The organism is Chungangia koreensis (assembly GCF_042651785.1).
Classification (GTDB): Bacteria; Bacillota; Bacilli; order Bacillales_A; family Planococcaceae; genus Chungangia; species Chungangia koreensis.
The window spans coordinates 1-15755 of record NZ_JBHSEC010000020.1; the positions used below are offsets into that span (position 1 = coordinate 1).

The following is a 15755-nucleotide window of genomic DNA, read 5'->3' on the forward strand; positions in this document are numbered from 1 at the left end:
GGTAGGCCGTTACCCCACCAACTAGCTAATGCGCCGCGGGCCCATCCTGCAGTGATAGCCGAAACCATCTTTTAGGATTCCTCCATGCGGAGGAATCGATTATTCGGTATTAGCCCCGGTTTCCCGGAGTTATCCCCATCTGCAGGGCAGGTTGCCCACGTGTTACTCACCCGTCCGCCGCTGACCATCGGGAGCAAGCTCCCTCAAGTCCGCTCGACTTGCATGTATTAGGCACGCCGCCAGCGTTCGTCCTGAGCCAGGATCAAACTCTCCATAAAGAGTATGAGTTAAGCTCATAAGTTTTGCTGGCATCATTATGATGTCCAAATTTGTTGTCTGTTCTGTCCGACGGAGGTCGGATCAAAACAAGTTTTTGTTAGACGTTTTGCTGTTCAGTTTTCAAGGTTCATTGCGTCTCTGTCTCTCAACAGCGACTTTACTAATATAACATGTCCCGAACTCGAAGTCAACAACTTTTTTCATTTCGTTTTCCTCTGTTCTTAAGGACATGTTCTAATATACAACCTCTCAAAATAAAAATCAAGCACTTTTTTAAACTTTTCTTCTTGTAAACTTTCTATCATCAATGACGAATAATATTATTCCCGCCAAAACAAACAATCCCCCAACGATTTGAGTTGTGATTAACCTCTCCTCAAAAATGTAATAAGCCAGAATTGCTGCACCTACTGGTTCAAACAGAATCGCAATTGAGAGTACATTCGTACTCACCCATTTAAGAGACCAGTTAAACAATGTATGACCTAATAAGTTCGGGATGATTGCCAAAAGGATGAACCACATCCAGTCTTCCGTAGGATAAGGACCGAACGATTCCCCTTTTAAGAGTACATAAAAGAATAGTGTCACTGTGCTTACGGAATAAACAACAAATGTATAGGTGATCAGCGAGATTCTCTTCCGAACATCTTGTCCAAATAATAAGTAACCTGTAATCAAAGCACACGCAATTAACGCTAAAGCATCTCCATAAAGTGCGGACCCGCTAACTTTGAAATCCCCCCAGCTGATCAACACACTTCCAGCAATTGCAATCAGACCAGATAGGATCGTTTTTAATGATAAAGGTTCTTTAAAGAAAAAATATGTACCCACAAAAGCAAACAATGGCTGAAGCGTCACCAAGACAGTGGAGCTCGCAACTGAAGTATAGTTTAATGATTCAAACCAAAGGATGAAATGAAAGGCAAGAAAAACACCGGCTATTAATGAGAAAATCCAATCTCTTTTGTTTAACATTTTTAATTCATGTGTATATTTCAGTAGGAACAAAGGGCTCATAATGAGTATGGAAAACAGCATACGATAAAAGGCAATTACTCCCGCTTCTGCTGTTGTCAACTTGACAAAAATTGCAGATAGGGAAACAGAAATGACTCCAATAACAATTGGTATATATGGATGGATTCTTGGATGTTCCACTTTGCAGCACTTCTCTCTTTTCACTTTTTTCTTTCAAAACACTAATAAACAAAGATAAAATAACATTATTAATTATTTTCACATGTACCTTACATAGTTGCAAGCGCATAGGGAAAGGATGAAAGTAAATGATGGATTGGATCGCGTTACACATCTTCGGAAACGATGTGTTGTTAAAGCTATGCCTTGCCGCCTTACTTAGTTTAGTCATTGGCGTAGAAAGGGAATTAAAGAAAAAACCGGTTGGCTTAAAGACAAGTTTAGTTATTGCCACTTTCAGTTGCCTTCTTACAATCATTTCAATTGAAACAGCCTATACAGCAGAAGGTCGAGACGATATAAACATCACTATGGATCCACTACGTTTAGCAGCACAAATTGTCAGCGGCATAGGTTTTCTTGGTGCAGGTGTCATTTTAAGACGCGGAAATGACAGCATTACCGGACTGACAACCGCCGCTATGATTTGGGGAGCTGCTGGAATCGGGATCGGAATTGGCGCCGGATTTTACCTGGAAGCCACCATTGCTGTACTCGTCGTGTTAATAGGCATAGAAGTATTCCCTCCTTTCTTGGCTAAAGTTGGACCAAAGAGATTGAGGATGAACGAAATTTCCATAAGGGTTAAAATTTCAGACGCAGACGGAATCCAACTGTTCATGAATTACTTGGAGGAGAACAAGATGGAGATTGAAAACTTACGAGTACGAAACAGGGAATTGAACACAGAACCACTCCATGAACTGGATTTCCGTTTAGTAGGCATAAAAAAGAAAAATACAGCGGAAATATATAAGGATCTCCTTGAACTTTCTTATATAAAAAGTTGTGAAGTAGAAATCTTATCGTAATTGGAGGGCATCATGGGAGAATTTTTTAAACTACTTAAAGAAGGAAATAAACCTTCCCTATTAGCTGCAATAGTCAATACAGTGATAGCCATTTTAAAAGGGCTTGCGTATTTCTTTACAGGGAACGTAGCCATGTTCGCAGAAATGATGCACTCTCTCGGAGATGCCGCGAATCAGTTTTTCGTTTTCATCGGATCCTCTCTATCTAAAAAGGCCCCAACACCGAGATTTCCAAATGGCTTTGGTCGTGTCGTCAACCTCGTCTGTCTTGGAGCAGTCATAATTGTAGGAATTCTTTCTTACGAAACTATAAAAGAAGGTTGGCATCATTTACTCCACCCCGTAGAATCCGATCCTTCAAAAGTTTGGATTAACTTGTTAGTCTTAGGAATAGCAATTGCTTTAGAAATGACTGTTTTATATAAGGCGGGTAAGGAGATATTGCATGATGCCGGCTTAAAAGGTAGAGGTTTACAGCCTTTTACTACTGCTTTCGCAAATTTAGACCGTGCAAAGCCTGCCACTAAGTTAGTATTTATGGAAGACTTGGTGGCAACTTCCGGAGGCGTCCTTGCGTTCATTGCAGTTATATTGGCTAACTATGCAAATTTGTACTGGGCAGAGGGAATTGTCTCCATTATTATCGGTCTCATGATGTTCTACGTGGTCGGAAAAGTCTTCCTCGAAAATGCGAGAGGTGCAATCGGAGAAACCGATGAGGAAATGCTTAACCATATTGCATATTTAGTGGCAGATGATCCGAATATTAAAGACATCCAAAAACTTGAGGTTATTAAAGAAGGAGAATTCCTCCACGTTGAACTGGTCGCAGAGATAGACAAGAACTTAACTGTGGCGGAAGCGGATGATATTAAAGATCAATTAGTGTCCTTAATTTTAAGCCAACGGGGAGTTCAAGACATTACGATTTCATTCGATGAAAATGATGGGATACACACTTGGAAACATATAAAAGAAAGACCAGCTACTCTTCCTACGTTAAAAAAACCTAAAGATTTATAATGAAAAGGATCTGTCCAATTTAATAATGGGCAGATCCTTTTCATTTATTTTTCTACTGGAGAAATTTCTGATAATCCTGCTCAAGTAGATTTATTAGTTGCATTCCTGAATCAACCAATTGATGATCTACGTCTGCGTCCTTTTCAATCGGGGACTGAAACTGATTCAACGTTCCTGCTCCTATACCTACCAAAGAATCCTTCTCTTCTTCAATTCCTGTTTGATACTTGTGTCGAAGAACAATTGGTTTTCCAATCTCCAACACAGCAGATGGTTGTTCGAAGTCTCCGCCTTTGACCGCAACTGGAATCCTAAGGACATCATAATGCGGCTTTTTACGAAATACATAATCGTAATACCCGTGATCGTAATCCCAACCACCGCCGACCGTAAACCCTCGTGGCTTCAGAAAATCCTCTGCAGCACTTTTCTCCATCCGCACACCAGATAATACCGTATCTAGTTCAATCATGATAAAACCTCCTGTCACGCTTAGTTTGACAGGAGGTTCTATTTTTATTCCTATAAAGAAGCTTTTAAAATAGCACGGACATCTTCTTCTTGAAGTTGTCTCGAGAAATTGCCGAACGGACCGTTAATCATTGTTTTTTCTACCATCAGGTCAAGTTTCGAATCATCTATGTCATAATCCGCAAGACGCACTGGTGCACCAATGGATGTCCAGAATGAACGAAGAGCATCTATTCCTTCAAATGCCACTTCATTCGCTGTTTTGCCTTCAGGATTCACATGGAATACTCGAACTGCCAGTTGTGCAAAACGTTCTGGTGCAGTTTCTGCATGCAATCTCATCCAATGAGGGAATAATATAGCCAATCCTCCACCGTGTGGAATATCATAAACCGCGGAGATAGCATGTTCAATATTATGTGTTCCCCAATCTCCTCGTGAGCCCATTGAAAGGAAATTATTTAATCCCCATGTACCAGCAAAGAGAATCGTTTCACGGTATTCGTAATTTTCTAAGTCATCAAGAAGTTTGGGAGCAGTCTCGATTACTGCACGTAGTACACCTTCACATAATTGATCCTGTACGGGTGTATTCGTCGCATTATGGAAATACTGCTCAAACACATGGGACATCATATCTACAATTCCATAAATTGTTTGATCTTTTGGAACCGAGAAAGTATTAACAGGATCTAATATGGAGAATTTCGGGAATGTATAGGGCACACTTCCCCATCCATATTTCTCTAAAGTTTCTTCATTTGTTATAACAGAGCCTGAGTTCATTTCGGAACCTGTTGCTGCCAAAGTTAAAATTGTTCCGAATGGAAGCGCGTCGTCAGGGAATGCTTTTCTAATAACGAAGTCCCAAGGGTCCCCGTCATACTTTGCCGCTGTAGCGATCAATTTCGTGCAATCGATCACTGATCCGCCGCCTACTGCAAGTACGAAGTCGATTCCTTCATTTTTACAAATTTCCGCGCCCTTTTTTGCGGTTGATACTCTCGGATTCGGCTCAACACCACTTAACTCAAAAACCTCTTTACCTAATTCCTTTAATATGCCCATGACTTGGTCATATAAACCATTACGTTTAATACTTCCCCCGCCGTAAACAACTAAAATTTTATTTCCATAATTAGGCAACTCTTCACGTAATTTTTCAACTTGCCCTTTACCAAATATTAACTTTACCGGATTTTGAAATGAGAAACTATTCATTTAAACTCCTCCTTCACTGTAGTATTATCAATCAACAGTGTATAGATTGCAATTAATCAACTTCTCGAATGAACCACTTTTTTCAGAACATATTAAGACAAAGGAGGTGTGAGAAAATGAGTGGTATTCAACGGGCTGCATTAGTACTGACAATCATCGGGGCTTTAAACTGGGGACTTATTGGTTTATTCCAATTCGACCTTGTCGCTTCACTCTTCGGAGGACAAGATTCCATTCTATCAAGAATCGTTTACACATTAGTCGGCATTGCCGGCCTGATCAACCTTGGCCTTCTTTTCAAACCGGACAAAGAAATCAGACGCACTGGACCACGTACAGAAAAAGAACCTCGACCAGCTGGCCAGATGTAAAAAAACAGCCTCCTGAAAAGGGAGGCTGTTCATACATAATTTAAACCCAACCACGGAAGCGCGCAGCTTCTGCAGTTTTTCTTACACCTACCATGTACGCAGCTAAACGCATGTTAATATTTCTTGTTGTAGCTACTGTGTAAATGTTTTCGAAGGCTTCAGTCATTTTCTTATACATTTTCGTGTTTACTTCTTCTTCAGTCCAGTAGTAACCTTGGTTGTTTTGCACCCACTCGAAGTAGGAAACCGTAACTCCACCTGCACTTGCCAACACGTCCGGTACTAAGAGCACACCACGTTCGAACAAGATTTTTGTAGCTTCTGACGTTGTTGGTCCATTTGCAGCTTCAACAATAATGTTCGCTTTAATATTGTGTGCATTTTCTGCTGTAATTTGGTTTTCAATTGCCGCTGGAACAAGAATGTCACAATCCAATTCAAGCAATTCTTTGTTAGAAATTGTATCTTCAAAGAGGGTTGTTACTGTTCCAAAGCTATCGCGTCGGTCCAATAAGTAATCAATGTCAAGACCGTTCGGATCATGAAGAGCGCCGTAAGCATCGGAAATACCAATAATCTTCGCACCTGCGTCATGCAAGAACTTAGATAAGAAGCTTCCTGCGTTACCGAATCCTTGAATTACGATTCGAGCACCTTTCAGATCGATATTACGTTTCTTTGCTGCTTCCTCGATAATATAAGTAACACCTAAAGCAGTTGCACGGTCACGACCCTGTGATCCACCCAATACGATTGGTTTACCAGTAATGAAACCAGGGCTGTTGAATTCGTCGATATGGCTGTATTCATCCATCATCCAAGCCATGATTTGGGAGTTTGTGAATACGTCAGGTGCAGGAATATCTTTTGTAGGCCCCATGATTTGGCTTAAGGCACGGACAAACCCGCGGCTTAAACGCTCAAGTTCACCCATAGACATTTGGCGAGGGTCACAGATAATACCACCCTTACCTCCACCATATGGAAGATCTACAATACCTGCTTTTAATGTCATCCAGATAGATAGTGCTTTCACTTCATCAATTGTCACGTCTGGATGGAAACGAATTCCGCCTTTAGTAGGTCCTACTGCGTCATTATGTTGAGCCCGATATCCAGTAAAGACTTTGACTTTTCCGTCGTCCATCTTGATTGGAATCCGAACTTCCATCATACGCATAGGTTCCTTCAACAATTCGAACATAGCCTCATCATAACCAAGTTTGTTCAGCGCCTCCTGAATCACATCTTGTGTGGATGTAAACAGGTTAAGATTTTCTGTCATTGTTTTATTTCGCCTCTTTAATTCATAATGATTACATCGCCAACATTGTATCATACTCTATCAATAATTTGGACATAATATTTTTTATTGAAAAACTGTTTTGATTTTATCAATTGCCCAGTCCAATTCTTCCATGCAAATAACCAATGGAGGAGCAAATCGAATGACGGTATCATGCGTCTCTTTACAGAGTAACCCAAGTTCTTTTAGCTGTTCGCAATAAGGTCTTGCTTCAGTGGTGAGCTCCATACCGATGAATAAGCCGCGGCCACGGACTTCCTTAATGGTATCATGATCAATTTTCTTAAGCTCATCCATGAAGTACTGACCAAGATCAAAAGAGCGCTGTGCAAGATTCTCATCAACCAAAACATCCAACGATGCAATCGAAACAGCACATGCCATTGGATTGCCTCCGAATGTAGAACCGTGGGAACCTGGGTTAAAGACGCCCAAGACTTCTTCGTCTGCCACTACACAGGAAATCGGGAATACACCGCCCCCTAAAGCTTTACCTAAGATATACATATCCGGATTTACTTCTTCCCACTCACACGCAAACATTCTGCCAGTCCGCGCAAGTCCAGCTTGGATTTCATCCGCGATGAATAACACATTATTCTTTCGGCAAAGTTCACGAGCTGCTTTTAAATAACCTTCCGGAGGAATGATAATTCCAGCTTCCCCTTGAATCGGTTCGATTAAAAATGCAGCCGTATTAGGTGTAATTGCTTTTTCCAAAGCATCCAAGTCTCCGTAAGGGACTAACTTGATGCCAGGCAGCATAGGTCCGAAACCACGTTTATATTCCGGGTCAGATGATAATGATACCGCCGTCATAGTACGTCCATGGAAATTCCCTTCACATGCAATGACTTCAGCCTGACCTTCAGCTACTCCCTTTACATCATATGCCCACCGACGAGCTGCTTTAAACGCTGTTTCTACAGCTTCTGCTCCTGTGTTCATCGGAAGTGCCATTTCTTTCCCTGCTAATTGGCATACTTTTTCATACCAAGGGCCAAGCTGATCGTTATGGAATGCACGGGAAGTCAGCGTCACTCGATCCGCTTGATCTTTTAAAGCCTGGATAATTTTCGGATGGCGGTGACCTTGGTTAACAGCGGAATATGCTGATAGCATATCCATGTATTTGTTTCCTTCCGGGTCTTTTACCCATACACCTTCTGCCTCAGAAATAACGATTGGCAGCGGATGGTAATTATGAGCTCCAAATCTATTAGTTTGTTCTATTACTCTTTCTGATACTGACATTTTTAAATCCCCCTTGTTTTATAGTGGGCAGATTCATCTTCCAATGAATCCGCCCCTTAATGTTTACAACATTTCTGAAGTCGTTTTAGCTTGCATATGAAGTTGTAAATAGTCTGGGCCTCCAGCTTTGGAGTCCGTACCGGAGAGATTAAATCCACCGAATGGTTGGTAACCTACAATTGCCCCAGTACATCCTCGGTTGAAATAAAGGTTTCCGACATGGAAATCTTCACGCGCTCTTTCAAGATTCATCCGATTATTCGTAATCACTGCACCTGTAAGTCCGTACTCTGTGTTATTTGCAATCTCAATCGCTTCATCAAAATCTTTTGCTTTCGAAATACCAACAACTGGCCCGAATATTTCTTCTTGCATGATCCTGCTCTTAGGGTCGAGGTCCGCAAATACTGTTGGATTCACGAAATACCCTTTTGATTCATCACCGGTTCCACCGAATACAAGACGACCTTCGTTTTTACCGATTTCCACATAATCCATGATTTTGTTGAATGCATTTTGATCGATTACCGGACCCATGAAGTTCGAATGATCAGTAGGGTCTCCAATCGACAATTCTTTCGTCAATTCTTCGACACGCTTTACAACTTGGTCGTATACATCTTCGAGAATGACAGCACGAGAGCATGCAGAACATTTTTGTCCACTAAAGCCGAATGCTGATTTAACGATGGATTGTGCAGCTAATTCAAGGTCAGCATCTTTGTCAACGACGATTGTGTCTTTACCGCCCATTTCCGCGATAAGGCGTTTCATCCACAATTGACCTTTCCCTACTTTTGATGCACGGTCGAAGATTCGAAGACCAACGTCACGAGAACCAGTAAAACTGATGAAACGTGTTCTTGGATGGTCAACTAAATAGTCTCCGACTTCCGCTCCTGAACCAGGTATATAGTTGATAACCCCAGGAGGCATCCCCGCTTGCTCCAATACTTCCATGAATTTATAAGCGATCACCGGTGTCGTGGAAGCTGGCTTTAATAGAACCGTGTTACCAGTCACCATTGCAGCAACTGCAGTACCAGCCATGATTGCAAATGCAAAGTTCCAAGGAGAAATCACGACACCTACTCCAAGAGGGATATAATCATAGCGGTTATATTCTCCCGGACGGCTTTCGACTGGCATACCATCTTTGATCCGCAGCATTTGACGACCATAGTATTCCATGAAGTCAATCGCTTCGGCAGTATCTGCATCCGCTTCGTTCCATGGTTTACCTGCTTCTTTTGTTAATAAGGCAGAAAATTCATGTTTACGGCGTCGTACGATTGCGGCAGCTTTAAATAGAATATCTGCGCGAATTTCAGGTTTAACCTTTTTCCAAGTATTAAATGTCTCATCAGCAACTTTCATCGCCTTTTCTGCTAATTCTTTATTTGCTTTTGAGACATGCCCTACTACTTCTTCTTTCTTCGCAGGGTTGAATGAAACAATCTTGGCCTCGGTAGTTACACGCTCTCCACCGATGATTAACGGATACTCTTCGCCTAAATACGACTCGACAAGCTTAAGCGCTTCTTCGTACTGCTGCCTATTTTCTTTCTTAGAGAAGTCAGTAAATGGTTCATGTTTGTAGGGAATCACTTTTATCCTCCTTGGATAGACGCAAAAAATATTTGCGTTTTTGTTTTATATCCACTTATAATAATGCAAAAGAATATTGCACATTTCAAGTGTTTTGAAGAAAATTGAGGTGAAAAACTTGTCAGCCAATAATAACTTGCTTCCTTTTTACCGTTTTGCGGCAGAAAATATTTCCGTCGGAATACATGCTGTGAACGAATTAGGTCAGACGATTTTGTATAATCACAAAATGAAAGATATTGAAGGTGTGGATTTTGAAGATTTGTCCGATCGAACCATCATGGAACTTTTCCAATTCGATCAACAGGAAAGTACATTGATGAAAGTCCTCCAAAGCGGTACACCGATCCTAAACAGTAAACAGACATATTGGAACCGAAATGGACAAGAAATTACAACGATCAATGATACATATCCAATTTTTGATAACGACAAGCTAATAGGCGCTATAGAATTGGCAAGGGACATTACAGCCTTAGAAAAACTGGTTTATCAGCCGCTGCGAAAATACGGTGAACCTACTACCTTTACCGCCATTATCGCTGATTCAGAACCAATGAAGAAGGTAATCGAGACCGCTAAGAAAGCTGCAGCAGCCAGACTGCCTGTTCTTTTGACTGGTGAAGCGGGGACGGGAAAGGACCTTTTAGCAGAAGCGATCCATTATGAATTGTCCCCATCTAATTCCCATTTCTATACATTGTATTGCCACAGTTCTGAACCTGCACTGATCCAAAATTTTTATAATGACTTACAAGAAATCCAATCAGTCACGGTATTTTGTGAAAGGATTGATCTTTTATCCCTTCCATTGCAACAACAACTGCATAAACTTCTTTCAGACAAAAAGCATGTCGATAAGCTTTTCATTGCGAGTATCGGTGCAGATCCGGTCGAACTGATTGCAACCGGTGAATTGTTGAAGGAACTCTATTATTTCTTTGCGTCTATGATTATTTCTGTACCGCCGCTGAAAGATCGGAAAGGAGATATCGATGCATTTGTAGAAGATTATTTCGAACGCCATCGTAAACGTTTGGGCTCCAGTGTTATGGGGATTACACCGGAAATACGTGAAATTTTCCATGAATATGATTGGCCTGGAAATTTAAAAGAAGTTGAAGTTCTGTTGGATGAAGTCTCCTCTATGATTACGACTGAAGAATGGGTCACGTATGAAATGCTACCTTTACACTTTAAGAAGAAAGTGCAAGAGTGGAGAGAGCCCGTTTCCAATCCATTGGATTTTATTGTCCAAATGGAAAAGGATTTACTGCCACTCGACGAGTACTTGAAACAAACAGAAATATATTATCTGCAAAAAGTCTTAAATATGTATGATGGGAACATCACAAAAACTGCGAATGCCCTTGGAATGAGCCGTCAAAACCTTCAATATCGTCTTCGCAAGTTGAGGAAATGAAAAAGGATCTGAATCTCCCCTACAGGGTGATACAGATCCTTTTATACTTTTTATTGACCCGATTGACGGATCCAGTCCTGTAATTTGTCTTTTAGCGAATTGAACCCTTCTGCATCACGTTCTTGTACGCGAGCTTGCAGAGATTTCTTAGGAACTTCCTTCCGCATTACCGGAGGCCGTTCCTGTAGGGCCCGGATCGATAAGCTGATTTTGCCTGCAGCCTCATCAACTTCCATCACTTTCACTTGTACTTCCTGACCGACACTAAGAAAATCATGAACATCTTTCACATACCCGTACGTAATTTCTGAAATGTGAACTAGCCCTTGCGTCTCATCATCCAATGCTACGAATGCGCCATATGGCTGAATGCCCGTTACCTTTCCAGTCAGCACCTCTCCTGCCTCATATTGTTTTGTCATGTTAGCCGCTCCTACTCTGAAAAAAAGTTTCGTATCTATTCTCGGTAAGAATTATACCATAGCGGTAAGAGCCGGGCAAAAATGTCGGTATCCTGCTTATGTTCATTCATTCACTACTTCAACTAACCAAAAATAGTTTACTTGAACCATTTTTGCTCGCACTTCCTCTTTCCCATTTACAGTAAAAACAACAGAGGTTTTTTTCCGTTCTCCTGGAACGTTTTCATCTAAACTTGAATCTGTTTTAATCGAATCGACTTCTTCAAATAGTGGAGGCCCAGGTTCCCATTGTTCCTTGAACTCATCAAATGGCATTGTTTTATATGTTAAGTTGTAAATAGCTTCTACATTTCCTTCCGCACGCGCCAATTCATATACGCCAAGAATAAATAACGGATCGTTTCCGTTGATATAATTAGGATCCATCATCGTCTTAAAGTCGTTATAGAGCGTTTGCACGGTAGTTTGATAGCTATCAGATTTCACTTCATATTCTGCCATATCGGATAAATATATTTGATAATCCGTCAAATCATAGGAAAATTCATCTAATCTACCTTCCATAGCAAAAGTAACAGCTCGGTCAACATTTTGATAATCGAAGTACTCCTGCTTCTGGGAAAACCTCCACCCGGTCTCTTCCATTTCGGAAACAATCGGCTTAAAGAGGGCAGAGAGTGGAGAATTGTCGTCAGCATTTGCAAAATCTATCCATAGCTCACGGTATTTTGGCTTTACAGTACCATCCTGATCAAAAATCTGATCTTCCGGACTTCTCCATGAATCTTGAACCGACCACATGATAATCCCGTGGTATACACCTGACAAACGATGGTATAAATCCGAGTATTGCACTGTTGCTTTTATTGCTTCTTCAAAGGAAGACAGTGTTGAGATCAACTCATCAGGATCAAAATCTTCGTTCAGACTGTACATGTAATCCGACTTTTCTAAAATCATGATATGAGGTTGCATGTTCGGATGAATACTTTCCCTTAACTTTTCTGTCCGTTCATTTGCGAGATAGATTGGGAAAGATTCCATGCGTGCAAAGTCATTGAACTTTAAGTTCTGTGCTTCCATCGCTTTTGTCATTTCATCTGTGATCTCTAGTTTTTTTGGTTGCGCATTATAATTACTTGGAGTCTCAAAAAGGCTTTGATAATAAGCATATTTAATTTCATCTAATCTCATCAGATAATCTGTGAAAAACTGCTCACTTTTCTTCTCATCATCGGTTAAAGGTTCTTTTATTACTTTTTTCACCATCTCCGATGGAAGGGCCAAGGACTCCAAAACTTTGTTGTATTCTTCTCTGATTTCTTCTTTCTTCACTTCTTCTCCGTCTTTAAGCCGTCTCTTAAACTTGGTCATTATTCTCGCAAAACTTCTGTCAGCCTCTTGGACAAACATCTGTTGTTGGAAAGCTTCTGATTTTACTTGGAGGGTTTCAGTCTTTTGCTGCTTTACCTCTTCATAGTCTTCTTCCATTTTCGTCAAAAACCGATCATCGACCTTTCCGAAGGTCTCTCCGACGAATATGATCGAGCCAAAGAAAATCATGATAGCCGAAATGAGCAATACCGGTTTCCAAATCGAGAAGTGATCACTCTTCTTCAGTACACCTCCCGGTTGAGATGTTTGTTCAGTTTTCAAGCCTTGGATCGAACCATATACTGTCTCTATGTCAGTTAATTTTTTCATTCGTTCATACGACTTGTGAAGTAGATTTAGAAACTTATCCAATTGTTCATCGCTTTCAATTTCAAGAGGCTCTTTCAACTTTAGTAGGGTCTTTTCAGTTAATAATCCAATTTCCTTTTCTTCACTATTCAATAACTCTGCAATTTGACTCTGATTGAAATCATGGAAATAACGAAGAATCAACGCGAGTTTTTCCTTCGGTTCCAATCGGGAAATCAGCTTATGAATCTTTTCATCTTCTTCAAAATGGAAAATTCTTTTCCCCTGCTCATCTTCTAATACTTTTTCTTGATCGAGAGTATGTATATGCTCTGATGTTATGAGTGCCGCAATGGTTGTCTCGAACATATCAAATTTAGTTAGATCAGCTGAAGACTCGTTTATAGAACGCGAAATTAGCTGTCGTATAGTTTCCTTCATGAACAGTTCCATCCGGTTAGGCATAACTCCATATTGAAAGACCAGAAGTTCAATCTGATTATAATGTTGTTCAAGTGTCTCTCTGAAATGCTCTTGTATCAGATAACCGTCGTTTTTCTCTGTCATATGTCTCCCCCGTTACTACTTTTGTTAGTCTTAGTCGACAACTTGATCTACTACCCACTGAGGTCCCTGTCCCCATTTAATTATCCAAACGCCAATCTCGCTCTTGCCATCTCTTACAAAAAAGATAGGTGCAACCATTGTCGGATTATAATGAATCCATTCCGGATCAAACACGATACTGGTGACTCCATCCAAGATAGGTTTTCCCATAATATGACTCTCTTTAAAATCATCAAATTGATAGTACTTTGAAGAGGCGCCATAGAGTAACTTCCAGTTCTCTTCCCTTTGGGCATAGTCATAGGCGCCTACAACATTTAGAGGATTCTGTAACACTGAAATTGCACGACTGCCAATTTCACTATTGAGTTCAAGATCAACTACTAACTTTGAAATATCCATATTAAAGTCATCGTTCGGAAGATCGATTTTTGTGAACTTTTCCATTTCATCAAACTGACGCTCTACTCCCGAATAGGAAGCGAGTTCGCCTTTTTGCATAAGAGATATAGCCCTCTCCAAATCCAAATGAGGATCAAGAGTTCTTAATGTAGTAGGATTAGACATGGCAATTCCTTCAATTATTTCACTAAAAATCGCACCCATCGGTGAAGTGTCATGTCTTTTGGCTAAACTTTCCCAAGCAGCTATATAATCTTTTCTGATTGTCATGTCTTTTTGGTAAATCGATGGTCCATAAGTTAAGCGTGAAAGTACAATGCGATACAAATTCTTCGCCGTATCGTATAAATAAGCTTGTTGTGGATGGTCGTCTAAGATAATCTCTTCCAGTACAGTCGAAGCAACTGCGAGCTCAGATGGTGAAAGTAATTCTTGTGCATAAATACTTCCCTCTAATACGAGCATTTTGATATAAGGTTTCACTGTCTTATGGAGAGTGCTCTCCAATATTTTTGTACAATCGCTTTTTCTAAATTCAATAGTTAAATAGTCTGCATCATTAGAGATGTATAAGTTTTGCTCTTTCATTGCTTTTATTAAAGCATCAGGTAATTCATTTCTGCTTTTGTATAGACCACTCTCCATATAATAAGCGCCTCTAACTTGGTGTAGACGCTTTCCGTAATCATCTATGAACGTTAGACTGGCTTCTTGATCTCCGGTTAAATGTTCATCCTTTAAACCCTCAATCATTTCTGATGGTAACTGAAAAGAATCTGCCACCTCTTTAAACTTTTGCTTTGCGACTTTCCGCTTCATCGGCTCTTCGGATTCAATCGACTTGTTTACTTCACTTTGGAATAAACTATTTAAACTCCGGGCATTTGCCACAAAACTTAGTTGACCGAACACAGCTTGGCTTAAGCCTAACTTCTGTCTTCGGTCATCCATTAAACTATTGAATTCCTCATCTAATCTCGTTAAGTATTGGTCATCTACCTGACCATTATTAGTAGAACTGATGAAGAATAAAGCGATGAAAAGTATCACTGCTGATGCTGCTCCGACCATTTGTAATAGAAATGCCCTCTTTTCCTTCTTCTCCTCTTCTTTTCCTGAAGGGATTATATCTTCCGAGATGCTATTCTCTGAAAATAAATGTTGGCGGTCCGTAAGCTCAGGCAGCCTACTATACGTCTTTTTCAAAAACTCCAGAGCTTTTTCATATTGTTCGTGCTGTATCGGGATTGCTGCTATAAGTTGCTGTTTGGCTTCTTCAATAGAATGGCTGATAAACTCTTCAGACTGGTGGAGCAAGGAACTCGTTTCTGGGATCGTAAAGCCATGGAAGACAGTTAAGATATAAGGAACTTTAATATCAAACATCAAATTCCCAACAGCGTGATGGAATTTCTCATCCTCTTCAAATAAGAAGATTTTCTTTCCATCTTTATTAAATCCTTCTTCACTCTCTGAAGGGAAATATAGTTGCAAAACATCTACGGCAATTCGATAAATGGTATTTTTATTAAGTTCTTTAGCAGTTCGGCATTTCTCAATGATTTGCTTTAATACGGGCTCAAGATCATTGGGGTGCACACCAAATTGCAAGGACAACAATTCCAAATATTTTATGTATCGATTAATAACTTTTTCAGTTTGAGTATCATTTAAGTCCTTGAACTCCATCCGCCCCCTCCGCCCTCTTTT

13 protein-coding genes and 1 rRNA gene are annotated in these 15755 nt (G+C 40.4%); 4 read left to right on the forward strand and 10 right to left on the reverse strand.

Annotated elements, in window-relative coordinates:
* Nucleotides 1-278 (reverse strand): 16S ribosomal RNA (locus ACFOZY_RS12950); the annotation flags it as partial.
* 274 nt (nucleotides 279-552) lie between these two features.
* Nucleotides 553-1443 carry a DMT family transporter gene (locus ACFOZY_RS12955; RefSeq protein WP_378156176.1) on the reverse strand — a complete coding sequence of 297 codons (891 nt, stop codon included), beginning with the start codon at nucleotides 1441-1443 and terminating at the stop codon, nucleotides 553-555.
* 128 nt (nucleotides 1444-1571) lie between these two features.
* Between ACFOZY_RS12955 and ACFOZY_RS12960 the strand changes: the two genes are divergently transcribed.
* Complete coding sequence (locus ACFOZY_RS12960; protein ID WP_378156178.1) at nucleotides 1572-2294, forward strand: MgtC/SapB family protein; 723 nt, start codon at nucleotides 1572-1574, stop codon at nucleotides 2292-2294.
* A 12-nt stretch (nucleotides 2295-2306) separates the two neighbouring features.
* On the forward strand, nucleotides 2307-3317 hold the full coding sequence (locus ACFOZY_RS12965; protein ID WP_378156180.1) for a cation diffusion facilitator family transporter: 1011 nt from the start codon (nucleotides 2307-2309) through the stop codon (nucleotides 3315-3317).
* A 52-nt stretch (nucleotides 3318-3369) separates the two neighbouring features.
* Here the strand turns inward: ACFOZY_RS12965 and ACFOZY_RS12970 are convergent, their stop codons facing one another.
* Both ACFOZY_RS12970 and ACFOZY_RS12975 read right to left on the reverse strand, forming a co-directional pair.
* Nucleotides 3370-3789, reverse strand: coding sequence for a YugN family protein (locus ACFOZY_RS12970; protein WP_378156182.1), 420 nt, complete (start codon nucleotides 3787-3789; stop codon nucleotides 3370-3372).
* Between the two features lie 50 nt (nucleotides 3790-3839).
* On the reverse strand, nucleotides 3840-5009 hold the full coding sequence (locus ACFOZY_RS12975; protein ID WP_378156184.1) for an iron-containing alcohol dehydrogenase: 1170 nt from the start codon (nucleotides 5007-5009) through the stop codon (nucleotides 3840-3842).
* A gap of 116 nt (nucleotides 5010-5125) precedes the next feature.
* Here ACFOZY_RS12975 and ACFOZY_RS12980 point away from each other — a divergent pair, with 116 nt between their 5' ends.
* Complete coding sequence (locus ACFOZY_RS12980) at nucleotides 5126-5380, forward strand: DUF378 domain-containing protein (protein WP_378156186.1); 255 nt, start codon at nucleotides 5126-5128, stop codon at nucleotides 5378-5380.
* Between the two features lie 40 nt (nucleotides 5381-5420).
* Here the strand turns inward: ACFOZY_RS12980 and ACFOZY_RS12985 are convergent, their stop codons facing one another.
* The 3 genes from ACFOZY_RS12985 to pruA all read right to left on the reverse strand — a co-directional run bounded on the left by ACFOZY_RS12985 (nucleotide 5421) and on the right by pruA (nucleotide 9548).
* On the reverse strand, nucleotides 5421-6665 hold the full coding sequence (locus ACFOZY_RS12985; RefSeq protein WP_378156188.1) for a Glu/Leu/Phe/Val family dehydrogenase: 1245 nt from the start codon (nucleotides 6663-6665) through the stop codon (nucleotides 5421-5423).
* Nucleotides 6666-6749: 84 nt separating this feature from the next.
* Nucleotides 6750-7940, reverse strand: coding sequence for an ornithine--oxo-acid transaminase (locus ACFOZY_RS12990; RefSeq protein ID WP_378156190.1), 1191 nt, complete (start codon nucleotides 7938-7940; stop codon nucleotides 6750-6752).
* Nucleotides 7941-8003: 63 nt separating this feature from the next.
* Nucleotides 8004-9548: an L-glutamate gamma-semialdehyde dehydrogenase gene (gene pruA, locus ACFOZY_RS12995; protein WP_378156192.1), complete on the reverse strand. Its 1545-nt coding sequence runs from the start codon at nucleotides 9546-9548 to the stop codon at nucleotides 8004-8006.
* Nucleotides 9549-9642: 94 nt separating this feature from the next.
* Between pruA and ACFOZY_RS13000 the strand changes: the two genes are divergently transcribed.
* Nucleotides 9643-10971, forward strand: a complete 1329-nt coding sequence (locus ACFOZY_RS13000; RefSeq protein ID WP_378156194.1) for a sigma 54-interacting transcriptional regulator — start codon at nucleotides 9643-9645, stop codon at nucleotides 10969-10971.
* 50 nt (nucleotides 10972-11021) lie between these two features.
* On the opposite strand, the gene yugI is transcribed toward ACFOZY_RS13000, so the two are convergent.
* From yugI to ACFOZY_RS13015, 3 genes are all read right to left on the reverse strand, one after another.
* Entirely contained in the window at nucleotides 11022-11393 is a 372-nt protein-coding gene (gene yugI / locus ACFOZY_RS13005) for a S1 domain-containing post-transcriptional regulator GSP13 (RefSeq protein WP_378156197.1), read from the reverse strand.
* Nucleotides 11394-11495: 102 nt separating this feature from the next.
* Entirely contained in the window at nucleotides 11496-13643 is a 2148-nt protein-coding gene (locus ACFOZY_RS13010) for a sigma factor-like helix-turn-helix DNA-binding protein (protein WP_378156200.1), read from the reverse strand.
* Between the two features lie 30 nt (nucleotides 13644-13673).
* Nucleotides 13674-15734: a hypothetical protein gene (locus ACFOZY_RS13015; RefSeq protein ID WP_378156202.1), complete on the reverse strand. Its 2061-nt coding sequence runs from the start codon at nucleotides 15732-15734 to the stop codon at nucleotides 13674-13676.
* Between the last annotated feature and the right edge of the window lie 21 nt (nucleotides 15735-15755).

Excerpts from the sequence above, each read along its gene's own strand:
- ACFOZY_RS12985 (WP_378156188.1), bottom strand. The coding sequence starts at position 6,665 with ATGACAGAAAATCTTAACCTGTTTACATCCACACAAGATGTGATTCAG.
- ACFOZY_RS12975 (WP_378156184.1), bottom strand. The coding sequence starts at position 5,009 with ATGAATAGTTTCTCATTTCAAAATCCGGTAAAGTTAATATTTGGTAAA.
- ACFOZY_RS12965 (WP_378156180.1), top strand. The coding sequence starts at position 2,307 with ATGGGAGAATTTTTTAAACTACTTAAAGAAGGAAATAAACCTTCCCTA.
- yugI (WP_378156197.1), bottom strand. The coding sequence starts at position 11,393 with ATGACAAAACAATATGAGGCAGGAGAGGTGCTGACTGGAAAGGTAACG.
- ACFOZY_RS12970 (WP_378156182.1), bottom strand. The coding sequence starts at position 3,789 with ATGATTGAACTAGATACGGTATTATCTGGTGTGCGGATGGAGAAAAGT.
- ACFOZY_RS12990 (WP_378156190.1), bottom strand. The coding sequence starts at position 7,940 with ATGTCAGTATCAGAAAGAGTAATAGAACAAACTAATAGATTTGGAGCT.
- ACFOZY_RS12960 (WP_378156178.1), top strand. The coding sequence starts at position 1,572 with ATGATGGATTGGATCGCGTTACACATCTTCGGAAACGATGTGTTGTTA.
- ACFOZY_RS12980 (WP_378156186.1), top strand. The coding sequence starts at position 5,126 with ATGAGTGGTATTCAACGGGCTGCATTAGTACTGACAATCATCGGGGCT.
- ACFOZY_RS13010 (WP_378156200.1), bottom strand. The coding sequence starts at position 13,643 with ATGACAGAGAAAAACGACGGTTATCTGATACAAGAGCATTTCAGAGAG.
- ACFOZY_RS13015 (WP_378156202.1), bottom strand. The coding sequence starts at position 15,734 with ATGGAGTTCAAGGACTTAAATGATACTCAAACTGAAAAAGTTATTAAT.